Source organism: Mucilaginibacter rubeus (assembly GCF_003286415.2).
Classification (GTDB): Bacteria; Bacteroidota; Bacteroidia; order Sphingobacteriales; family Sphingobacteriaceae; genus Mucilaginibacter; species Mucilaginibacter rubeus_A.
Genome location: NZ_CP043450.1, coordinates 2,952,191 through 2,976,071 on the forward strand (window position 1 = coordinate 2,952,191; position 23,881 = coordinate 2,976,071).

Below are 23,881 nucleotides of genomic sequence, written 5' to 3' on the forward strand. Positions count from 1 at the left end.
ATATGGAAACCATATCACTAAAAGAACAATATCTTACATTCAAAGCCGAAAACCCCAAAACGAGGATTCGCGATATCGCTACTGCACTAAATGTAAGCGAAGCCGAATTGCTGATGACCGGTATCGGCGAAAACGTAACCATTCTTGAAAATAAATTTGAAGACCTGCTGAAAGAAATAACCGGTTTAGGCTATGTGATGGCCCTTACCCGTAATGAATATTGCGTGCACGAACGCAAAGGCGTTTACGAAAACGTTTCCTTCAGCACCCATGCCGGCTTGGTTTTAGGTCCGGATATCGATCTGCGTTTATTCATGAGCCAGTGGAAATTGGGTTTTGCCGTTGAAGACAATAACCTTAAAAGCCTCCAGTTTTTTGACGCTAACGGTGTTGCCATACATAAGATCTATCTCACAGATAAAAGTAACGTTGAAACATACCATGAACTTGTTACCCGCTTCCGTAAAGAGGATCAGCAACCAGTAGCGTTACTGCCAACAGAACCGGCAGCTAAACCTAATATTACTGATGATGAAGTTGATGTAACAGCATTTCAACAAGCCTGGACAGCCTTGCAAGATACCCATGAGTTTTTTGGTTTATTGAAACGTTTTAACCTTAACCGTACACAGGCTTTGCGGCTTGCCCCGGCAGGATTTGCAAAACAGATTAATGTTGATGATTTTAAAACCGTAATGCAGAGCTGCGCTGCAAAACAGGTACCGATCATGGTATTTGTTGGCAATCATGGCTGCATCCAAATTCATACCGGTACGGTTACACGCATTGTAGAAATGGACGTGTGGTTTAACGTGCTCGATCCGGAGTTTAACCTGCACTTACGAATGGACGCCATTGCATCGGTATGGCACGTGATTAAACCATCGAGCGATGGAGATATTAATTCCCTGGAGCTTTTCGATAATGAAGGTGAAATGATCGTTCAGGTATTCGGAAAACGTAAACCAGGACTACCCGAATTAAACGAGTGGCGCGAAGTATTGGCCCTGTAATAGCGGCAGATCTCATCAACGATGACTTGTTTTCCGGCGAGCCTTTAAGAGACACGCCTCGCCGGAAAACGAGTATTGGCACATAGCGTTAGGCTATTTTAATAACAAATTGAACGAGACAACCACACGCTAAACTATCTTCTATCAGCCATCTGCCCTACTATCGAATTCTTAAAATTCTTTCTGTATTTTTTGATATACTCGGATGGTTTGGAATCAAACAGTTTCTTAAACTGTTCACGGAAGTATTTGATATCCTTTATTCCAACGGCGTAGGCAGTTTCCAGGATATTTAAATCGGTATGCACAAACAGCTGAGCCGCTTTTCGCAGCCTGATGGACCTTATGAAGCTGTTGGCGGGCTGCCCGGAAATCATTTTAATCTTTTTATAAATACTGGAATAGGACATGCTTAATTCGGCAGCCAGGGATTGAAGGTTAAAGTCCGGATCAGTTATATGCTCTTCAACAATCTTAATGCAGGAATCCAGAAACGCCTTATATTCTATGGATACACAATGCGGGTTATTGTTCAGCGTAATCTCGTTATAAAAATATTGCTGAAGGGTATTCCTGCTCTTGAGCAGCCCGCTAACCCTCGCTTTCAGAATATCTTTATCAAAAGGTTTACCGATGTAATCATCAGCACCGCCTTCAATACCTTTTAGTTTAATTTCATTTGATGCACTTGCCGTTAAAAGGACCACGGGCACATGTGAGGTGGTCATGTTTTCCTTAATGGCAGTACAAACTTCTATACCTGTCATACCCTGCATCATTACATCGCATATTACAATATCCGGCCATTGGTCGTTAATTATTTTTAGCCCTTCCTCCCCGTTTGAAGCTGCAAGTACATGGTAATCCAGCTTAAACAGCTGTCGGAGATATTCTCTCATATCCTCATGATCATCGATAATTAACAAGGTTTTAAGTTCAGATAATGGCTGCTCCTCTCCCGGGTTTTCTGTCGATACGATATCGTTGGCAGTAGTTTCAGCGTCAATCAGCTCTTTCAAAAATTCAGAAGTGCTTGTTGATTGCTCCACAACAACAAGGTCTTTAAAATGAGATTTTCCTTTTTGTAGAGTGATTGTAAAAGAAGTTCCCTTTCCAATCTCACTTTGATACGAAACTGTTCCGGCTTGGCGCTCTACAAAATTTTTGACAAGATAGAGCCCGAGACCAAATCCTCCGGTTGATGTAGCGGCCAGATCTGACACCTGGTAAAAACGGCTAAAAAGCTTATCTCCCACTTCGGCCGGGATCCCGCAACCGGTATCTTCAACAAACATTATAACTGTGTCTTCAGTTCCCTCAACACGCACGCTAATTTTTCCCCGATTAGGCGTGAATTTCATCGCGTTGGAAAGTAAGTTGAACAACACGATTTCTGTCTTTTCCCTATCCATGTAGATATTCAAGCAATCGGTAGATGCCGTGAATTCCAGTTGGATTTTCTTCCTTTTTGCCTCGTGTACAAAACATAAATACACTTCCCTGCACAGATCAATCAGGTTAACACTGCTAATCCTTAGCTGATCAGATTCTGATTCGGCTTTCTTAAAAAGAAGAAGCTGATCTACCAGGCCTAATAACCGGCGCGCATTTCTGTAAACAATGGTCAAATTCGATGTATCTACACTCTTGCCCGGAGCATATAATATTTCTTTGATCGGATTGATGATCAATGTCAGCGGCGTTCGGAATTCGTGAGAAATATTAGTAAAGAATGCAAGCTTCCGTTCGCTCAACTCCTTTTCCTTTTCACTTTCGTAATGCGCTATCTGGATTTCATATTTCAATTTAGCCTGATGATCCCTGTATAAAAGATACAGATAGATCAATCCGCCAACAAATATGGCATAAAGTGAATATGCCCACCAGGTGCGGTACCATGGTGGAGAAATAATGATGACGAGGGATTTAGGATGCGTGTTCCAGATGCCATCATTATTACTTGCAATAACTTTAAATGTATACGTTCCCGGATTGAGGTTGGTATAAGTAACCTTGCGCTGGTTGTTGTTAAAATTCCATTTTTCATCAAAACCGTCCAGCTTGTACTTGTATAGGTTTTTCTCTGAATGGGTATAATTAAGTGTTACAAATTCAATTGAAAATACATTTTGATCATAATCAAGCACAACGGTATCTGCCAGGCTAACCGGTTTTGTCAACGGCGAATTCGCACCCGGTATCACCGATTTATTAAAAACCTGGAAGTCGCTAAAATAGATGCGGGGGATTTTATTGTTCCATTTAATTTTTGAAGGGTCGAAAACAACCACGCCAGAATTTCCTCCTAAATACATTTGCCCGTCTGAAGACTGGTAGATAAGCGAATGAGAAAATACGCCGTCACCTTCATCAAAATTAGTAACAGCTAAAGTGCCGGGGGTAAATTTTGAGATCCCGGTAGCAGAGTTGATCCAAAGATCCCCCAGGCCATCTGCAATAAGATTATTAAAAACGTTGCTTGCAAAGCCATTTTTGCGTGAATAAACAATGAATGAATCACTTGCCGGGATATATTCATCTAAACCGTCTGCAGTACAGATCCAGATATTCTGCTTACTGTCCTCAAAAACGCAATGCACGATATTATTGCTCAGGCAGCCCGTAAGCTTATCATTATAAGTATAGTGATGGAAGATCCCGGTTTTGGGATCAAAACGATCTACGCCGTTCCCGCTTGTTCCAATCCACACATTCCCCTTATGATCTTTTAAAAGGTTGTAGATATGATTACTCGCTATTGAATTAGGATTTCTATCGTCGTTATAAAAATGTTTAAATTGCTTTTTTTCTTCATTGTATATCTTTAGGCCTGCGTCTGTAGCCAGCCAATACTCGTGTGGATTAACTTCAAGAATATCCCTAAAAACATCCTCATTAAAGAAATTACTTAAAGCCGAATGATGAAAATGATGGATAAAATTGTTACTCCTGCTGTCAAACTTGTCGAAGCCATTTTCTGTAGCGGCCCACAACACACCTTCGTGGTCTAAATAAATTTTCCCGATCTGATTGCTGCTGATACTTGCCGGATCGGCGCTATGGCGAAATAACCTGGACTTTTTCTCTTTTAAATCGAATTGGTAAAGACCGTCATTTGTTGCCAACCAAAGTATATCACCCTGCAGCAACATACTTTTGGCCTCGCGTGGTGTAATTGACAACGGGATAAAGTGGAATTTATATTGCGTGAAATCAACTTTAGTTAAAGCATCCTTTCCGCAAAGCCACATAATACCTGCACCATCGTTGTACACGTAGCTATCTGCGATGCTATTTGCATCTCCGATTTTATGCCATTGCCCGTTTTCTTTATTTACGAAATAGAATCCCGCGTTACTGCCGACCACTAAGGATGAATCATTGGCCGACTCAATACAAAAAGCACCGATATTGATATTATCATGGCTTGAAAACCTCATATAATGTAGACTGTTAGGCTCAAAGCAAAAAAGACCGCTCCAGTAAGTACCTACCCAAATACAATCCGTTTTTTTATCGTAAAAAAGGCTCCATATATCATTGGGGCTTTTTGCATGCACCGACTCGGCTTGCAGATAGTTGGTAAAGCGTTTATTTACTTTATCAAATTTGTTCAACCCGCCATTCCAGTTTCCCAGCCACAGATTGTTCTTGTTATCCTCAACAATGGCGTTTACCGACTTCCCTTTTATTGCAAACTTACTATGCGCGTTAGGCTTATAAGTAATAAATGAACGGGAACCGGCCACAAATTGATCAAAGCCATCATCTGTACCAATCCAAATAACACCTTCTTTATCACATAAAATTGAAAATATCTTATTGTTACTTAAGGATTGACTGGCCTTATCGCTGTGGTAAAACCGTTCAAATTTTTCCGTATTCGGATCAAAAACATTCAGGCCATCCATCGTGCCAACCCATATTTTTCCGTTTTTGTCTTCGGCAAGGGCATTAATGTAGTTTGAACTTATGCTGGCTGTGTTTCCCGGAATATTAACTAAATTTTGAAAAGTATATCCATCAAACCGGCAAAGACCATTATCTGTGCCGATCCACATGTACCCTCGACTGTCTTTCAAGGCGCTTGTCACGTTTTCGGATGGAAGGCCATCGTGCGTAGTGTATGATTTCAGCGCAAAACTTCTGATGTCGTTGCCGGTAAAGCTTGCCGGGGTTTGCCCGTTCAGGCGATTTATACCTAAAAGACTAATAAAAAATATAAACAAGACAGCTCCACGCATCATAATTACTGTACTAAATACACTCATAAAGCCAAGCAGGGAACATTTCAGAGAAGCCGGAAGAGGATCGTTAGCTTGCTAAAAACCCTGCAAATTGTCCACTCAAAATTGAAAGCTTAATTTAAACCTGATATATTGCCTTACGTTCAAATCAATAAAATAACATTTATTTAACTTAAACAGATCGGTTTCATCAGATCAATAAATTTATAGCCCAATCTCTCGTACTACTAAGAAATATTAAGTTTATAAGGCACTCAAATCTAAATTATTAATTGTATTTATTACAATAATTTTCAAAACTATTTCGCTTGCTTTTCACTCAAAAAAATAATAAAAACATCGCGATGTCTTGGGTTATCTATTGAAATCGCATTTTAATGCCACTTTATCCCCGCAATATGGCGGCTTTCCCCCTTCTCTGTTTCTGGTTTTTAAGTGAGATTTAGCTTAAACCATATAAACAAGGATTACCCTTTTCCATTATTGCTTACAGCCATTTTTCAAATGGCGATTTAGGTTATTGACCAAGGCATTTGTCGATGACCGGTAATTAATTATTGGCAAGGGTACCCGATTTTGAAATATGTCTGCCACAAAAATATTGGGATTTCTATCACAGGTGCCGCCGATTGTCATACAGTCAGGTGTTTGCATAATCGGCCTCGTGTTAACACGGGGACGGCCTCCACCGCGTTAATCGCGTTTGTTAATCATTCCTATCAATCATTAAACATTCATTATAAAATTATGAGAAACAACTCTAAAACACTTTTACTCATTGGCAGTCTTTTATATCTTTCTGCCTGTTCTAAAAAAGATCAAATCGCTACCCAAGCCGGAAACTCGCTGAATTCATCAGCAAAAAATATGCGGTCATTGGCGCTTTCAACCACCAGCACCAATGGTTTTAGGGGTATAAACTGGGCCGACCCCAACGGAAACGAGGGAGACGGACGAGTTGTATTACCCAGCGGCATGACAGCTTCACTTACATCCACACAAGCTGCCGCCCTGGCCACCAGTATATCCAGTGCCGTTAAAACAAGCGGTGGAACTACCATCAGGATGCCGATAAACCCATGGACAGCCTCAAGTTCAACTTACTGGCCGGTTTATCAGGCCGCCATCAATGCCGTAGTAGCAAACGGTTGCAAGGTTATACTGTGCTACTGGCCTGTTGGTGTTCACCATGTGCCGGATACAGCCCAGTGGCATACCATGTGGACAACCGTAAATAACGTATACAAAAACAACACATCGGTATTGTATGAACCTATTAACGAGCCTGTTGATTATTCAAGTACCGATTTGAATAACTTATATGCAGGTTTCCTGACCACGTATAGCCCGGCAGACGGTAAATGTATCCTGGATGGTACCGGCTATGCGGCAGATGTAACCGCCGTTGGTGCCGATTCAAGGTTGGCTAATCAGTACCTTGGCCTGCACTGCTATTGGTGGTTCTGGGGCTCGTATAACGTTTGGTCAAGCTACTATAGCATTATGTCGGCCAGAACGGGCTCTTATGCATCACGCACCATAGTTACAGAAGTCGGTATAGAAACATTCAGGAATATGAGCTTCTGGTGGCAATGGGATACCGGCGTGTACGTTGACCAGGCTTTCCTGACCGGCTCGCTTGCCTATGCCCGTGACAATTCTATGGGTACAATAGCGTGGTCAGGAGTAAATGATATTGATACCTATCGTTGGTACCAGGCCAATAATAACCTTGTAGAGGTTAGCCCGGGCACTGCAAATATGTTCAGATGGTCATGGAAACTTTCGGCATCACCGGTATGGTTAGGCCCTGTTGCTGATGGGCGGTATAAGCTTCAAAATCGCGCTTCGGGCCTGATGCTTGATAATTTGGGCAATACTACAGATGGTGCAGCCGTTAGCCAATGGGCCGACGGAACGAGCAACAACCAGAAATGGAACATCAGTTATACCGCCGGCTATTACACCCTGAGCTGCGTTACAGGAAAAGAATGCCTTGACGTAGGCAGCAATACAACCGACGGCTCAAACGTATTGCAATATACTGTAAGTACCAGCACTAACCAGCGATGGTCATTAGTTTCAACAGGCGATGGTTATTACAGGGTAATAAACCTTACTACCGGTAAATGCCTGGATACAGGCGGACAAACCACCAACGGTACCTCAATGCAGCAATGGTACCAGGGATCGAGCTACAACCAGCAATGGAAGCTAATCGCTCAATAAAACCTTCACATTAACTGTTAATGGTTACATCCCGCTCTAATTTGACCTGATACCCCTAAAACAAAATAGCAAAGGCTGTCTCAAAAGGGCAGCCTTTTTTAATTCCAAATGAATAAGCGGATCAATAATGCACGCTGTGAAAAAGATAGAAACTGATCTTCTTTATGCTTATATAAATTGATGCAGAAGCAGTAGCGATGCTAAGTTGAAGCGATACAAGCGAGAATTAACAACTTTCTTACCCGTAGTGCTATCAAACTTAAAACACAGCTTATCAATATATTGCAAGAACACACCGATACCACTTAGTAACAACGACTAACTCTAAAAGCTAATAAAAGGTCGGCTAACAGTCCAAAAAAGAAAACCCTCGATAAACACTGCATATCGAGGGTTATTCTTTAAAAAGGATTTAAATCAATAATGATGTAAAATCAAGCGAAATTAATATCCGGGATTGTTCGGCAACAGTTTCTTATTGATATCTATATCAGCCTGAGGAATTGGCCATAGCCATCCTTTGGCAGCGTTGAACGTCCTGGTCTCCAGTTTTGCCTGTTTAAATTGCCAGGTAGATGCGCTTGCCGGGTTGCTGAGCGATGATTTATCGTAACCATACGCATCATGTACCAGGGATTGATCTTTCCATCGTAACATATCGGCATAACGGGTACCTTCCATAAAAAACTCAACCCTGCGTTCATGACGTAACACCGCCCGCAATTGCGATTGGCTTAAGCCCGCCCCCTCAACACTCTCTACCGTTGGCATGTTTACCCTTGCACGCACCTGGTCAATCAGCGTATAAACTTCTGCAGCTGTACTCCCCGATTCAATTAAAGCCTCGGCACGGATAAGTAATACATCAGCATAACGCATCAGGATGGTATTGAGCGAACAATTATTAGGATCTGCAATTCCTATTGCCGCATATTTACGCGGACGGGCGCCGGATGGAACCACATCATTAGCCGGAATGTAAGTAGTTGAACCCCACTGAGAGCCCGGTAACACTACTGAAGCAGCCAACCTCGGGTCGCGGTTAAGGTATGGATTTTGAGCATTATAGCCGGATGCCGAATTAGTTATTGGCAACCCATTGGTCATGTAGTATGAATCAATCAAATCGGCAGTAACGTTTGGCGTTGGCCAAACACTTAAAGACAAGGCTGATGACGGCCACGGCTGAGGCTGGGTGGTTGGTATATACTGAATATCAAAAATCACCTCGCTGTTGTTTTCATGAGCCTCGTCAAACAACAAACTATAATTAGAATACAAACTGTAGGCTTTAAGATTGATCACATCCTGTGCAGCTTGAGCGGCATCAGCCCATTTTTCGTTGTATAAAAGCACTTTTGCTTTATAGGCCAAAGCAGCGCCTTTAGTTGCACGACCAACGTCTGTACCCGAATAGGAAGTCGGTAGCACGGCGGCGGCATCTGTCAGGTCGGTTACAATCTGAGTTAATACTGTTGCCTTAGCCGTTCTGGAAACATAAGCTTCTGAAAGTGTTTGAACCTGTATAATCAGTGGCACATCACCAAAATAAGCAATGAGATCTGCATAAGCATACCCACGCAAAAACTTCGCCTCTGCCGACATCTGGCTTTTTACCGTGGCATCAATACTGGCAGCAGCTACATCCTGCAAAAACTCATTAGCACGGGAAATAATGGTATAATCCTGGGTCCATTTAGCGTAAGGTGCCCAGCTGTTTGTGGTTGTTTGCCACTCTCCTACTTCCTTTGAGCCTTGCCAGGCATCCTGGCAATAGGCATTATCCGATTCAAAATCAAACTGAAAAAATTGCGCCGGCGTTGCGTTAGGTTGTATCGCATTGTAAATGCCAACCAAAGCCATCTTTACCTGGGTTTCATTCTGGTAGAAGGTGGAGGGCGACAAGCGATCTTTGGGTGTTTTATCAAGAAGGTCTTTCTTGCAGCTGACAAAATTAATTACAGCTAATACGGTTAAGAATTTATATATAGTTTTCATGATGATATCAATTAGAAATTAACATTTACGCCCGCGGTCATGACACGAACCTGTGGATATGCTTCGGCCCTGGTTTGATCTGTGGTTTGCTCTGGGTCAAATCCTTTAAATTTGGTAAAAGTGAAAGCATTCTGCACATTAGCATAGATTCTGAAGGAGCCTATACCAAGCCTCCTGATTACCGCCGGACTTAAAGTATACCCCAATTCAATGTTCTTGATCCTCAGGTAAGATGCATTTTCCACGTAGAAAGAAGAGTGGATGTTATTCCTAACACCGTCCAATGTTAAGCGGGGATAAGTATTGGATGGATTTTGTGGTGTCCACCTGTTTAACCACCAGGTACCTAAATTGGCAAAACCGCTAAATGGTGAAGCTATTTCGTAATAGGTATAACCCTGCATCCCTTGTACGCCCTGTAAAAACGCGCCCAGGTCAAAACCTTTCCAGGCTACATTGAAGTTAAACGCATAGGTTACACTTGGAAACTGTTTCCCTATGATCTTGCGGTCATGGTTTTGATCTACTATACCGTCACCATTCAAATCCGCGTATTTAATATCGCCTGGCTGGGCATTATAGTCACTTACTTTAACTACACCTGGTTTAAGCGTATAGGTGCGGTTCGCAAAAGGTATTGATGCATCGCTGTTGTTTTGCCATGTAAAATCAGAGATCTGATAAATACCCGTCATCTGATAACCGTAGAAAGAGTTGATGGCAGATCCAACTACAATTGCTTTTGGAGAGGTAAACTGCTCCGGCACGTTCATACTGATGATCTTGTTTACGATATGGGAAACATTTAAGGAAGTCCTTAATTTAATTCCGTTATCAAATGCTTTTTTATAAGAAATGCCCAATTCGAAACCCTTATTTTGCACCTCACCGGCATTAGCCGTCGGTGCCGATTGCGCGATTGTGAGCGGAATTGGCTGGGTCAACAACAGGTTTTTAGTCCTTTTATCAAAATAGTCGGCAGTGATCTCGATGTTGTTATGAAATGATATGTCGAGCCCCAGGTCCAGTTGTTGGGCAGTTTCCCAGGTCAGGTCTTTATTGGTCATCGCGGTAATGGCAACACCAGAGTAAAGCGCGCCGCCGAACGAATAATTCTGGCCAGAGCTAAGGATATCGCTGCCGTTGTAGTAGTTACTGATATTTTGGTTACCTAACCTACCCCAGGAAGCACGAACCTTTGCAAAATCAAGCCAGCTCAGGCCTTTCATAAAGTCTTCTTTAGATAGTACCCAGGCGGCCGAAAACGAAGGAAAGGTTCCCCATTGTTTACCTTGTGCAAACCTGGAAGAGCCATCCCTCCTGATATTGGCCTCAAACAAATACTTCTCGTCGTAAGCATAGTTAAAACGACCAAAATATGAACGCAGACCAAGATCATAGCTGCCCGCGTTGTTGGTTTGTGTAGCAGCATCCCCAAGGTTCAATACACGTTGCGTATTATTCACAAAATGCGAGCGATAGCCACTTTGCCAGTCGTAGGTAAACTCCTCTTCGCTATAGCCGGCTAAAAAGTTAAATGAATGGCGGTTGATTGTCTTGTTATATTTCAACAAACCGGTAAGCAAGGAGTGACCGTCAATCTCGCTTGTTGCAGTCAGATCTGAGGGCAACTGCGTAACAGTTCCGTTTTGGTTTTGCAGAGTCACGTTAGCATGAAATGCATTACCATTGGTCGAGGTTACATTGTAGCCATAAGTAAGCTGCGCGCTTAACCCCGGCAAAATTTTGTACTCAGCTTCTGCCTGGCCATTAAAATTATAGCGTTTTGTAAGGTTAGTGCTGCCTTCTTTAATTTCCCCGTAATAGTTACGCTCGCCATTAACAGATACCCAGTTCCCAGCTGCATCTTTAAGCGGGTGTATCGGAGCTAAAGTTGCATACCATTCCGCGTTCCATAGGTCGGTTGGTTCATTTTTAATACCTACGTTGCCGGATATATTGCCTGAAACACGCAACTTTTTATCTTTTAGGTGGTAACTATCGAGATTAAGACGAAAGTCGGTTTTCTTATAATTGGTAGCAACCAGGATCCCATCCTGATCCAAATGCCCAAGCATAAAGGAATAATTGACATTATCGCTTCCCCCGGTTGCACTTACACGATGGTTTTGCATGTAAGCGTTACCGTAATACACGTCAAAATAATTAATATCCGGATACATCGGGTTATTGTGGGCCGCGTATTTTTGAATTGTAGAATCGGCATATAACGGAGCCGAACCGGTATTTATAGCCGCCTCATTGTAAAGTGTTGTATACTGAACTGAATTTAACACCTTGGGCAACCTCGTAGGGCTCTGAATACCCGCATATCCGCTATAGTTAACACGAACTTTACCTGCTGACCCGCGCTTTGTTGTAATTAAGATAACGCCATTTGCCGCACGGCTACCATAAATGGCCGACGAAGCGGCGTCTTTCAATACTGAAATTGATTGAACATCATTAGGGTTTACATCCCCTATGGTTCCCGGAAAACCGTCGACCAATACCAACGGAGAATTATCTCCAAACGTTCCAACACCACGGATATCGATGACGGTATTATCATCTCCCGGCTTCCCAGAGCTTTGCAGCGCGAATACACCGGAAACTGTACCCTGTAGTGCCTGGCTGGTATTTGTCAAGGGCCTGCTTTCCAGATCCTGGGTATTTACGATACCTACGGAGCCGGTCAGGTTTTCTTTCTTCTGCGTACCGTAACCAACCACTACAACGTCGTTCAGGGTTTTCATCGACGGGAGGAGTTTTACTGCGATATCCGTCTTTCCGTTAACCGCAATCTCAACTTTCTCATAGGAGATATAAGTTATAACAAGTACTGCATTTTCCGGTACATTTAGCAGTTGGAAGTTTCCTTTTATATCTGTTAAGGCACCTTTATTGGTTCCCTTTACACTAACAGACACGCCTACCAGCGGCTGACCATTTGAAGCATCCACAACAGAACCTTTTACAATAATTGCGGCTTTGTAGGCGACGGGGTGACTAACTATCGTGCCGTTATCGCGTGTAAACAATTTGCTGGCCGAAGCGTCAACACCCACCGGCAATATAAATAGTGCCAGTGCTACTGTTCGGAACCTCCTGGAGTACCAATAATTAGGAATAAGTAATTTTTTTTTCATAATTGGGTTATTAAAATTGAATTTGGGTTTGATTGACAAAGGCAGTTACAGATAGCGTTGATCCCGACGGGTTTTAGCTCGATTTTTAAAGAATCCAATAACTGACAATTGCATAAGCCAGGAAATATCCCGGCGTTGGAGTTGTAATGCTTTTAATTAGGAGGATAGCGGCAACTGCTCTCGCACAAGAGCCTCCCTGCTTTGAGATTTTTCTTCATGATGGTTTAATTAATGGGGTAATTGGTTAATAGAGATAGCCATGTTTCTGCATGACCATTCAGGAGGGCAAAGTCTTTGAAAAACCCAGAAAACAAAAGGGGCTAAACAGCAAAAAAGGAGGGACAAACAAGGAATATTTGTACAAAACACATTTAATCGACGCTGAGCGAAAGCATGTGCCCCAAAATTGCTTGCTTTTGGGATTTCAGGAGAAGAATTGTTAGTAGAAAGGAAATTTTGACAATATTGTATCAGGGCAGATTTGCAGATGCTATTTCATATGGCACAACATGATGTTTGCAGCGGAGCCAATGCATCGGTTACGGAGATATTTTTAAAACTTAATCCCCCTATATATCTTATCTTCCAATTTTGATAATTCAGGCTCATCTAATCCGCTTACATGGTCATAGTCGTTATCAAAACCCTGGTACCAGGTTTCAACTTTTAACAACTGGGCAGCACTGCACTTTCCGGCAAGAAAAAGTTCTGCCAACTTAATGATGATAGTTGTTTTCGATTTGTTGTTTTGAGCAGCTTTCGTAGTATTATTAAACATCCTCCTGAACAGTCCGGGTCAACACATTTATGAATGAAGCGCCCCGTATCTCACCCCGGGGCGCTATTTACCTTTCGGTAATCAACTAAATCGACCAATCTCATGTTGGCCGGCGCTGGGATGTGTCTCAAACAGCCCGACGATCTTTAAAGCAATTATATCGGTAATAGCTTTGATGCTGGTAAAGTAAGGGTGACCCTCGCCTCCAAAAAAAAGCAATTAATTCATGCGATATTTTTTTTATAGACGATTTGCCCAATATTCTCGACGAATTGGGCCTATTACGGGTAAATTACCTTATACCTATAGTCGATTATTTTAAGCAAACCGTCTATTTTTTTAACCCAATTATCGATACCGGTTTTGTATCCGGTAATAAAACATTCTTTTTGATTAATTTTCACTACCCGCAAAGCGTCTCTTTCATATACAAAACAGTATTGAAGGGGAATCGGGGCATGGTTATTTTTCTATTTTTATCAGGTAAATCTATATAGCGTGTTTGTTAAGTTAAGAAAAGCTGTTTTCCCGGTACATTTGTTTGCAGCCACGGCCCTTATTATCTGGATCCTGTTTCCGCTTACGTGGCCGGTTAATATGCCATCTTCATACTGGATAAAACAGGTTGCCGAAAACCTGGGGTATGCAGTTGTCTATATCATTAACACAGCAGTACTATCCCCTAAACTTTTAACTAAAAGACGGCTTGGCTTTTACATTATTAGTGTAATAGCTTTGATCATTCTGATGGTAAAGTACAACGGTTGGATGCAGGACTCGTTGCATATTGATGCGGCCATGGCGAAGATGTTTCACCCCTACGTGCCCGATCATCATATGCGCAGTGCCTGGACTATTTTAATGTGCCTTATAGTACTCGGTTTTAGCAATGTTACTACGGTGGCAAAAAAACTGCAATCGCATGAGCTGGCTATCCAGGTTTCGGAAAAAGAACGCATCAGTGCCGAACTATCTTTCCTCAAAGCACAGATCAATCCTCATTTCTTTTTCAATACCCTGCATACTATTTACGCCTTAACTGACACCGACCCGGCATCGGCAAAAGAATCGTTATACACGCTATCGCATATGATGCGCTATGTAATTTACGAAACCAAGCAGGATGTAACCACGCTAAAAAAAGAAGTAAAATTTATTGAGGACTATATTAGCCTGATGCGCACACGGATAGACAGCAGTGTGGAAGTAAGTTTTACAGTGCCGGATAAGCTACGCGATATAAATGTAGCGCCCATGTTATTTTTACCTTTTATAGAAAATGCCTTTAAACACGGCATAAGCGCACGCCAGGCCAGTTATATTTTTGTGAATATAAGCGAAGCAGGCGGGACACTAAAATTCATGGTACGTAATTCGATCTATAAAAACACTAACAAAGAACTCGATGAAGAGTATGGTATTGGGATCGCTAATACAAAACGAAGACTTGATCTACTCTACCCAGGAAAATACAACCTGGTTGTGAATGACGATGCCAATACCAACGAATACCTGACCATTTTAACACTGAATACCAATGCAAATTAATTGTATAGCAGTAGACGACGAACCCGCGGCACTTAATCTTATCACCAACTATATTAATCAAACGCCTTTCCTGAACCTTATGGGCAGATTTAATAACGCTATTGACGCGTTAAAGTACGTTCACGAAAACCAGGACCTGCAATTGATATTCCTGGACATCAGGATGGGCGATTTGAGCGGTGTAGAACTGGCCCGAATCATTGAACAATCGGACAGGAGAAAAAACCTGCGTGTTATTTTTACTACGGCCTATGATCATTACGCGCTGGATGGTTTCCGGGTTGACGCGATTGATTACCTGTTAAAACCATTCAACTTTGTGGATTTTTCGCGGGCGGCTACCAAAGCGTATGAGTATTTCGTGATGTTAAATGGCGCCCAGCAACCAATAGCCGCTGTAACTGCTGCTCCCCAGTTTTTATACCTTAAAGTAGAGCATCAATTGCATAAAGTGGATATTGATGATATCCTTTACATCGAGGGCTTGAAAGACTATGTCAAGCTATATCTTAAAAACGAAGAAAAGCCTATACTAACCCTTATGTCGTTAAAAAAGCTGGAGGAAAAGCTCCCGGCAGAGCTTTTTCTGCGTTTGCACCGTTCATTCATTGTATCAAAAGCAGCGATAAAATCGGCTACTAAAACCTCTGTACAAATTGGCGCCGAAACTATTTACGTTAGCGACCAATTCAAAGACAACTTTAGCCAGTTTTTGAAACAGTGGGTACTCTGACTTATGGCTGAATAAATGTAACCTCCTGACCAGATTCGGCCCAGGCATCAATACCTCCTAATAAAGGCCGGATACGTTTAAGCCCTATTTTTCGTAATTTCTCTGCATACCTGGCGGCAGTAATTTCATTTGGGCACGAGCAATAAATCACAATCTCCTGATGGCTGGCATACCGGTCAGCTATATCACTAAGACTGTTTTCATCTACGGGGATTGAGCCCGGAATAAAACCGTTTTTTACGCGCTGATCTACCGGGCGTGCATCAAGTATCACTGGATTTGAGTTGCCGTCTATTAATTCTATCAAATCGTTCACCGTTAACCTATCTGCTTCAAACTGCCTGATAAGGCGATAGCGCTGCAACCATTTGAACAAAAGATACAAACCAAATAAAACAAGAACAAATAAGCCACCCAACTTTCCGTAGCGACTTAATGCTGAGATCACACTGTCGATTTGGTGACGAAAGATAGCGCCCAAGGCCACGGCTGCGCTAAGATAAATAAGCGCCGCAACAGATGAAAAAAAGGCGAATACCGCTACCCGCATTGCATAAACGCCGGCAACAACCGGCGCAAGTGTAGACAAGCCGGGAATGAATTTCACTATTGTTAACGCAGGCGCACCATAACGGTCAAAAAGATCGCCGGTACTACGGACACAAGAGTCTGGTGATATGGAAATTTTACATAATTTCCCGAGGATGCCTGTTCCGTATCTTTTTCCGGCAAAAAATAAGACAAAGTCGCCTATTAGTGTCCCGAGTGATCCAACCAAAGTTAGAGATATAACGTTCTCCGGGGTTGCAGGCGTTACAGCAGCAGTTACAATCATTACGGTAAAAGCAGGTAAGGGCAATCCTACACTCTGTAAAAGTGTGATCAGGAAAACTACCCAGAGCCCATATGTTTGTACCAGTTCAACTAATGTGTTCATACTTCAGCAGCAGCTAAGATAAAACACATAATTTTATTGGCCTGTCAGATTCTGTTAATTAATTATTATTTGACGTCAAAAACACGAATCTGCCGCTGATTTAACTTTCGCTGACAGTTTCTCCTTACCGATGGGAAAATTTCACAACGCAAAGCCTGAATAAAGAATATACCGGCCATGGGGTTTATACGTAAAATCATAAATTAAAGAAGCGGATTATCGCGACGAAGGAATGTTAATGCTATTTTTTCAAAATTCGGATAACATGCTCCTTATAACTTTCGCCAATGGGCAATTCTTTTTTGCCTAACTCTACATCACTGGCAGAAAAAGCGGTTATATGCTGCTGATTTACGATAAAAGACCTATGTATCCGCAGAAAGTTTTTAGATGCGAGGTCTGATTCCATATCACTGATTTTATATTTAGTAACAATTGTGGCATCCAAGGTATATACTTTTACATAATCTTTTACACTTTCCATATACAGGATATCTGCAACGTTGACCTTTACATTGCGATAACCCGATTTCAAGACTATGTTTTCTGGCGCAGCATCTGAAGAAACTAAAGGTTGGGCCGGTTGGCTCGCATATCGCAGATAACGTTCAATGGCTTTAAAAAAACGTTCGAAAGTAATTGGTTTAAGCAGGTAGTCTACAATGTCAAGGTCATATCCGTCGATGGCATAATCACGATATGCTGTGGTTATTATTACGCGGGGCGGATTACGGAGCATTTTAAGAAATTCAATTCCATCTATGACTGGCATACGAACATCAAGAAACATCAGATCAACATCCTTACTTTTCAATGTTTCGAATGCTTTCAAAGCATTCGGACAGGTAGCCGTTACCTCCAGAAAATCAAACCTGGTAATATGGTTTTGCAATAAGGTAATGGCCAACGGTTCATCATCAACCAACAGGCAACGGATCTTTTTCATTTTTGACTGCATTAATATGATGGATCGTTAACCGGACCGTGAATAGTTTTTCATCTTGTATGATATCTAAACTGTAATCTTTGCCATAAATAAGATCAAGTTGTTTTCGCAAGTTGCTCAATCCTATTTTTCCGGGGTAACTATTATTCCGGATAGCGCTCTCAAATCCGATGGTGTTGGATACTCTGAAATCAAAGACATTTTCGTTGGCACTTAGCGTTATATCAATCTGCGGCTTATCCATGTCATTACTGGCGCCGTGTTTAAAAGCATTTTCGACAAGAGAAAGCAGAATGAGCGGAGCTATTTCAACTTCCTGCCTGATATCAGACTTGAAATTTACGGTCAGGCGCTCATCGTATCTTAATTTCTCAAGTTCAATATAGTTACTGATCAGTCGTACTTCTGCCTTTAATGATACAAATTGCCCGTCACAACGATAAAGTATGTGATCAAGAATATCTGCAAGGCCTGCTATAGATGGCGAAGTTGCCGGCGACGAAATCAGCGAAAGCGAATAAATATTATTAAGTGTATTGAATAAAAAATGAGGATTAAGCTGATTTTTAAGCAGTTTCAATTCTGTTTCTGCTTTTTCCTTTTCAAGTAGCAGTGTTTTTTTCTGTATTTCCAGCTTGTCCTTCAACAGCTTAAAGAAAACGAAAACAAAAGCAGCGGCCATGATCTGAAAAAAATACACAAACAGCAGCTTGGGGATATCGGTAAATATTTCGTGGTAAGTTTCGGATGCTTTAGGGCGGATACCGGCAAGTGGCTCGCATATCTTTACTATGAAAATCCGTGCAAGTGCACACGCCGCATAACTTATTACAACAAATCCAAATGCAGCAATAAGATATCTTTTTTTAATAAACTGCGGTATCACCAAATAGGCAATACCATAAGCAGCCATCATTTCTGTCGAAATATATAATCCGTCGCTGATAAATTCAAACAGTGATGATGCTTGCCCGCCGTTGTAATATTTGCTCGAGCTAACAGACACCAGCAAATAAACAAGCCAATATAAAATATGGCTTGGCCAGCGGTGCCGCTTATGAAAATTCAACAAATTATCAGGAAAGCTCATTTACAAACAATTATAACTATTTCCTTGCTTCAAAACACAACTATCGACATAAAGGGAATTTCGTCCCATGAACAGGTTGTTTTGATGAAACTAAAGGGCTGTAGGCGTTTTTGCATTTTCCGTCTTCAAAATACAGTTGTCTATCTGTATCGTCTGTTTTGCGTCATCCCGGAGATTATCATTGCTCAAAACCCCGGCAATGAAATCATTAAATCTCATTACAATAATAACAGCATGGCTTTCCTTTCTGCTTACCGCAGAAACAAACGCTCAGGGAAAAATTCAGGGAACAATAACAGATGAACATAAACTACCACTGCCATCGGTAATAATCAGGCTTTTGAGAATGTCAGATTCTGTGCTATACACGGCAACAACGAGTGATCAGACTGGTAAATTTCACTTCAACCAGGTTCCGGAAGGCAGATATCTGTTAAACCTGAGTTTTGTAGGTTTTAGAAAAGCATTTATACCTGATTTGTCAATCAATAAGAAAGACACCACTATCGATATAGGCGAGATCAAATTGGTTCCGGCATCGAATATGCTTGGGGAAGTAACTATCGAAGCACCTACACCACACATCCAAAAGCTTATTGACAAAACTGTTATCAATGTCGATAGAAATATCGCTAATACTGGTACTAACGTATTGGAATTGATAAAAAAGCTACCCGGAGTTCAGGTTACCCCTGACGGACAGATCACATTAAACGGTCATTCAGGGATCAATATCATGCTCGACGGTAGAAGCACTTACCTTTCTGCCGAAGATCTGAGCAACCTGCTGACTGGGATGTCTTCAAACGATATTCAAAAAATAGAAATCATGACTAATCCATCAGCCAAATATGACGCGGCGGGAACAGCCGGGATCATTAATATTGTACATAAGAAAAATACCCAAAGTGGACTGAATGGAAATTTCAACGGCGGCTTTGGGGCCGGCACCTATAATCGTTACAATAGCGGCTTAAGCGTTAGTTATAGAACGAAAAAGTACAGCTATTATATAAATGGCAGTTATTTCGACAACAAAACGCTATTGAAGGGTAACGCCATCAACAACATATTGCAGGAAAATGCTCTGCTAACGGAAAACATTTCTGCTACAAATAGAGTAACTGCCGGAACCGCATATAATGCCGCCGCGGGTCTGGATCTATACCTGCGTAAAGGCGCCACATTAACATTGCTTAGTAATATTTCTACCCGAAGAACAAGTGAGGCTATCACTTCCTCAACTGATATATTCAACCATGATCAAACCAAAACTGGAAGCGAAGCATTTAATGCATTGAACAGGGATAAACCATTTAACTATATGGCTGGCTTTCAATTGCAAAAAAAGTTGGATACACTTGGTAAACAGTGGTCTGCAGGTATAGATTATTCAAGTTTCATTTATAAGCCCTTGCAACAGACTGCAACTACAATGTTCAACTCTAATGGAGATTTTCAAAGCCAGGAAAATATCTTACTTGATGAATCAAGGCGGCTTTATATTGTTGGCGCAAAGGCAGATTACGTTTTACCATTAATAAATCACGCGCGGATAGAGACCGGTTTTAAATCCAGCTATGTAAAAACCAATAATGAGAACAACTATTACCAACAGGCAGACGGCTATAATGTGATTGATCCGCAAAAAAGTGACTATAGCACCAATTGGGAAAATATCAACGCCGCGTATATCAACTTTAACGGCGAGTACGGCAAACTCTCACTACAGGGCGGTTTGCGGGCCGAACAAACTGTAATGAAAGGCCATCAGCTGCTCGCCGATATCTCTATAAACAGGAACTATGTTCAGCTGTTCCCGACGCTTTTTGCGAACTATAAACTTGGAGATCAAAGTATACTTAATTTTCAGTTCGGCCGGAGAACAAACAGACCGGATTATCATGAACTTGTTCCCTTTCGACGCCCCCTATCTTCACTGCTTTATTTTCAGGGGAACCCATTTCTGCAGCCAGAACAAAGTTGGCACCAGGAGATAACCTGGGCGTATCAAAACACCTTATTCCTGACGGCCGCATATGAAACAACGAGTAATTACGTACGGACTTTACCTTATCTCGATCAGAATAAAACAACCATGACACGAATTCCAACTAATGTACAAGGAGCCCATTCCTACAACCTTAGCATGAGTTATAATAAAGATCTGTTGAAATGGTTAACTACCAATACCTCGGTCACAGTATATAAAAATTCATTTACCGGCAATGTAAGTGGTTTCAGTTTAAACGATCCCGGGATAAACACGGTTGATATAGTATCCAATAATACCTTTCGTTGCACCGATAAACTATCTATGGAGGCGGATTGGGAATATGAATCAAAACGCCGCTTTATAGGGTCGACCTATGGCGGGTATACGACACTAAACCTTGCTATGAAACAAAAGTTATTTCATAGCAAGGCCGCTATAACTATCAATGGTATTAATGTGCTAAACAGCGACAAGCGAAGCAGTACGGATCGTTATTTAAACCTTTACCAGTATACTTTTAACCGCTTTTATACAAGGTCGGTATTGCTGAGCTTCAGTTACCGTTTTGGGAACGACAAACTTTCCGGTGCCCGGCATAAATCCGGATCGGAAGAAGAACAACGACGAGCCGAAAATTGATACCAATAATGCGTCGGATCAATCGCCTGGAAAAACAATATTACAGACCATTAAATAGTTGATTTGCCAGGTAAACTTTGAACTCTTTAATCCTCCCGGTTTCCATATCTTGGCGTGGTAACATTTTAATACTGCCAATGGTTGTTTTGCTTCCCAGATCAATAACTACTTGGTGGGGATATTTTGGAGCGAGGTCCTTCCATTGGCTGTGCCAGATACTGGTATATTGTAAATCAAACAGGTTTTCAGATTTACCATCGTTGCCCTTTAGTTCCTCACTATCAACATAAACAACTTTCCACGAATTACGGGGAAGTTGGTCGCCATGCTCATCCAGCAACTCTACTTCTGCTAAAGCTGCAAACTGGTCTCCCGTAAAATTATTTATCGCTTCAAGGGCAAGATATCGTCCATTTTTGGGAGAAAATGTAAACGTTTGCCATTTCCCGGTATTTTCCATTGCGCCTGTGTATATCAGGCTATTCTGGTTATTTCCAAACTTTTGGGCCGCCTTGCGATGGTTACTACTGATGATTTCACTGGTTGTAAGGCTGTCAAGAATGGGCTTATCCAGGCCTTGCAGGCGTGCAGCCGCCGGGCGGTGCAAGTCCAGTACAACAACCTCATTCTTTCCGTTATTCAACCATACACCAGGCACATACATAGTTTGCGTTGGCCCTATATTCCAGTAACGACCAAGGCAATGCCCATTTATCCAGGCCACTCCTTTTTTAAACCAACGCATATCCAGATAAAAATCACTTTTACTGTTTGTTTTAAAGTGTCCTTTGTAAAAGCCAGGCCCGTTAAGTTTAGGAATTGTATTTATGGCGCTGTATTTAAATTGAGGATTGCCCTCCCCTAACGGAATTGAATAATGTTTCCAACCTTTCAGCATAACCTTTTCTTCTCCGGTTATACTGTAAACTTCCCCTTGTAATCCTTTACGATCAGGCAGGTAATAGCCATAATTAACCCGCCCCATAGCCTCAACAAGCACGCGAAGTTTTGCTGGTTTAGATAGCTCGGGAATATTGATTACATGTTCATTCTTCATCCGGTTTAATACCCCGATGAGTTTATTTCCTATAAACACTTCCGCATAATCATGCACCTCAGTAAAATCGAGTTTCCTTTTAGCACCGGCCGGTAAGTTTGTTTCATAAAGCATCATTCCGTAGCCCTGGTTCAGGTCTTCCATGAACAAGGTAGTATCGCTAAGCACGGGTTTGCTTAATTGTGGCATTATAGGTGCAACCGCGGTAAGATTAAAAGGTGCTATTTTTTGTACAGGTATTGGAGCCGGTACATCTGTCAACACCTCACCCGGTTGAAGATATTTTTTCAGCGTGTTACGAAGTTCATCAAACTTAGGCGTAGCGTTTCCATTTTCGCTTATTGGCGCATCGTAATCATAGCTGGAGGTTTCGGGCGTGTACGGCTGACAGTTGGCTCCTGCCCATAAACCAAAGGACGTACCACCGTGGATCATATAAATACTGAAGGAAGCGTTACGGTCAAGCATCCACCCCAACTCTTTGATAAGATGGTCATTTGAGCCGGTATGATGAGGCGCGCCCCAACTATCAAACCAGCCCGGATAATATTCGCCGCACATTAACGGGCCGGTAGGTTGTACTTCACGCAGTGCTTTAAAGGCAGCCTCTGGGTTATTGCCGAAGTTAACTACAGCAAAAATATCCTTTTGTACATCGTTTTTTAATTGAACCGTGCCATCACAGCTAAACAGCGGAACAATAAAACCCGCCTCTTTTAAATAGTCTCGTGTTTTTAGCATGTATTCTTTATCAGATCCGTAGCTGCCATATTCATTTTCAACCTGTGTCATGATAATGGGGCCGCCGTTTGTAATTTGCAGCGGAGCTAAAACACGGCCAACTTCTTTTAAATACAAGCGGCAACGCTCCATATAATACGGATCCTGCGTACGTAACTTAATATCTTTCTTTTTCAGCAACCACCATGGTAAGCCGCCAAATTCCCATTCGGCGCATGCGTATGGCCCCGGACGCAACAGTACATACAGCCCCTCTTCCTGGGCTATTTTGCAAAACTCAGCTGCGTCTGCCTGTCCCTCCCACGTAAATTTCCCCGGCGATGTTTCATGAAAATTCCAAAATAGATAAGCACAAACGGTATTTAAACCAACCGCTTTAGCCATTTTTAACCGGTGCCGCCAGTAGGCCCTGGGGATACGTGCAAAATGCATTTCGCCGCAACGAATAACAAATGGTTTTCCGTTTAGCATAAATGACTCGGTGCCGATTTTAAAAGGTTCATTTATTTGCTGCTGCCCCATAGCCATGCTGGAACTCAGTAAGCATATACAAAGGAATAATCTGATGATATTATTTTTCATTAATTCAATTTTGAACTGTATTACTCAAATAAAAAAGCAGTCGTCTTTTTGTGGTTTTAACAAACGAGGCATCAACGAAAAAACGGACATGATACCTCCCGGAGTTACAATTGTAATGAAATAATATTCCCGAAAAACAGCTAAAAATTACGCAAACGGTTGTTGCGGGCAACGCAACCGTTTGCGTAATTTTTTAGG

General features: G+C 41.9%; 13 protein-coding genes. 5 read left to right on the top strand and 8 right to left on the bottom strand.

Translation table 11 applies throughout. The features are described from left to right. Positions 1–2 precede the first annotated feature (2 nt). On the top strand, positions 3–1,013 hold the full coding sequence (locus DEO27_RS11820; protein WP_112566000.1) for a hemin-degrading factor: 1,011 nt from the start codon (positions 3–5) through the stop codon (positions 1,011–1,013). Positions 1,014–1,147: 134 nt separating this feature from the next. Here DEO27_RS11820 and DEO27_RS11825 read toward each other — a convergent pair whose 3' ends face one another. After that, complete coding sequence (locus DEO27_RS11825) at positions 1,148–5,260, bottom strand: two-component regulator propeller domain-containing protein (protein ID WP_190295388.1); 4,113 nt, start codon at positions 5,258–5,260, stop codon at positions 1,148–1,150. A gap of 747 nt (positions 5,261–6,007) precedes the next feature. Here DEO27_RS11825 and DEO27_RS11830 point away from each other — a divergent pair. After that, positions 6,008–7,489, top strand: a complete 1,482-nt coding sequence (locus tag DEO27_RS11830; RefSeq protein WP_112565994.1) for an RICIN domain-containing protein — start codon at positions 6,008–6,010, stop codon at positions 7,487–7,489. Positions 7,490–7,933: 444 nt separating this feature from the next. Here DEO27_RS11830 and DEO27_RS11835 read toward each other — a convergent pair whose 3' ends face one another. From DEO27_RS11835 to DEO27_RS31405, 3 genes are all read right to left on the bottom strand, one after another. Further along, positions 7,934–9,487, bottom strand: coding sequence for a RagB/SusD family nutrient uptake outer membrane protein (locus tag DEO27_RS11835; RefSeq protein WP_112565991.1), 1,554 nt, complete (start codon positions 9,485–9,487; stop codon positions 7,934–7,936). A gap of 11 nt (positions 9,488–9,498) precedes the next feature. Further along, positions 9,499–12,636 carry a SusC/RagA family TonB-linked outer membrane protein gene (locus DEO27_RS11840; RefSeq protein ID WP_112565988.1) on the bottom strand — a complete coding sequence of 1,046 codons (3,138 nt, stop codon included), beginning with the start codon at positions 12,634–12,636 and terminating at the stop codon, positions 9,499–9,501. A 553-nt stretch (positions 12,637–13,189) separates the two neighbouring features. Then, positions 13,190–13,351 carry a hypothetical protein gene (locus tag DEO27_RS31405; RefSeq protein ID WP_190295389.1) on the bottom strand — a complete coding sequence of 54 codons (162 nt, stop codon included), beginning with the start codon at positions 13,349–13,351 and terminating at the stop codon, positions 13,190–13,192. A gap of 561 nt (positions 13,352–13,912) precedes the next feature. Here DEO27_RS31405 and DEO27_RS11845 point away from each other — a divergent pair. Both DEO27_RS11845 and DEO27_RS11850 read left to right on the top strand, forming a co-directional pair. Then, on the top strand, positions 13,913–14,962 hold the full coding sequence (locus DEO27_RS11845; protein WP_112565982.1) for a sensor histidine kinase: 1,050 nt from the start codon (positions 13,913–13,915) through the stop codon (positions 14,960–14,962). Then, positions 14,952–15,695 carry a LytR/AlgR family response regulator transcription factor gene (locus tag DEO27_RS11850; RefSeq protein ID WP_112565980.1) on the top strand — a complete coding sequence of 248 codons (744 nt, stop codon included), beginning with the start codon at positions 14,952–14,954 and terminating at the stop codon, positions 15,693–15,695. Before DEO27_RS11845 ends, DEO27_RS11850 begins: the two co-directional genes overlap by 11 nt. A gap of 1 nt (position 15,696) precedes the next feature. Here the strand turns inward: DEO27_RS11850 and DEO27_RS11855 are convergent, their stop codons facing one another. The 3 genes from DEO27_RS11855 to DEO27_RS11865 all read right to left on the bottom strand — a co-directional run bounded on the left by DEO27_RS11855 (position 15,697) and on the right by DEO27_RS11865 (position 18,668). Then, complete coding sequence (locus DEO27_RS11855; protein WP_112565977.1) at positions 15,697–16,632, bottom strand: DedA family protein/thiosulfate sulfurtransferase GlpE; 936 nt, start codon at positions 16,630–16,632, stop codon at positions 15,697–15,699. A gap of 241 nt (positions 16,633–16,873) precedes the next feature. Further along, on the bottom strand, positions 16,874–17,578 hold the full coding sequence (locus tag DEO27_RS11860; RefSeq protein WP_112565974.1) for a LytR/AlgR family response regulator transcription factor: 705 nt from the start codon (positions 17,576–17,578) through the stop codon (positions 16,874–16,876). Next, positions 17,550–18,668 (bottom strand): sensor histidine kinase, encoded by a 1,119-nt coding sequence (locus tag DEO27_RS11865; protein ID WP_112565971.1) that lies wholly within the window; start codon positions 18,666–18,668, stop codon positions 17,550–17,552. The genes DEO27_RS11860 and DEO27_RS11865 overlap by 29 nt, the downstream gene beginning before the upstream one ends. A 199-nt stretch (positions 18,669–18,867) precedes the next feature. On the opposite strand from DEO27_RS11865, the gene DEO27_RS11870 reads away from it, so the two are divergent. Beyond that, a complete protein-coding gene (locus DEO27_RS11870) occupies positions 18,868–21,303 on the top strand; it encodes a TonB-dependent receptor (protein ID WP_146749946.1) in 2,436 nt (811 codons plus the stop codon). Between the two features lie 40 nt (positions 21,304–21,343). Here DEO27_RS11870 and DEO27_RS11875 read toward each other — a convergent pair whose 3' ends face one another. Next, positions 21,344–23,683: a beta-galactosidase gene (locus DEO27_RS11875; protein WP_112565965.1), complete on the bottom strand. Its 2,340-nt coding sequence runs from the start codon at positions 23,681–23,683 to the stop codon at positions 21,344–21,346. Positions 23,684–23,881 lie beyond the last annotated feature (198 nt).

Bases quoted from the DNA above. Each gene is read 5' to 3' on its own strand.
- DEO27_RS11860 (WP_112565974.1), bottom strand. From the start codon at position 17,578: ATGAAAAAGATCCGTTGCCTGTTGGTTGATGATGAACCGTTGGCCATT.
- DEO27_RS11875 (WP_112565965.1), bottom strand. From the start codon at position 23,683: ATGAAAAATAATATCATCAGATTATTCCTTTGTATATGCTTACTGAGT.
- DEO27_RS11830 (WP_112565994.1), top strand. From the start codon at position 6,008: ATGAGAAACAACTCTAAAACACTTTTACTCATTGGCAGTCTTTTATAT.
- DEO27_RS11850 (WP_112565980.1), top strand. From the start codon at position 14,952: ATGCAAATTAATTGTATAGCAGTAGACGACGAACCCGCGGCACTTAAT.
- DEO27_RS11865 (WP_112565971.1), bottom strand. From the start codon at position 18,668: ATGAGCTTTCCTGATAATTTGTTGAATTTTCATAAGCGGCACCGCTGG.
- DEO27_RS11855 (WP_112565977.1), bottom strand. From the start codon at position 16,632: ATGAACACATTAGTTGAACTGGTACAAACATATGGGCTCTGGGTAGTT.
- DEO27_RS11820 (WP_112566000.1), top strand. From the start codon at position 3: ATGGAAACCATATCACTAAAAGAACAATATCTTACATTCAAAGCCGAA.
- DEO27_RS11870 (WP_146749946.1), top strand. From the start codon at position 18,868: ATGAAATCATTAAATCTCATTACAATAATAACAGCATGGCTTTCCTTT.
- DEO27_RS11835 (WP_112565991.1), bottom strand. From the start codon at position 9,487: ATGAAAACTATATATAAATTCTTAACCGTATTAGCTGTAATTAATTTT.
- DEO27_RS11840 (WP_112565988.1), bottom strand. From the start codon at position 12,636: ATGAAAAAAAAATTACTTATTCCTAATTATTGGTACTCCAGGAGGTTC.
- DEO27_RS11825 (WP_190295388.1), bottom strand. From the start codon at position 5,260: ATGATGCGTGGAGCTGTCTTGTTTATATTTTTTATTAGTCTTTTAGGT.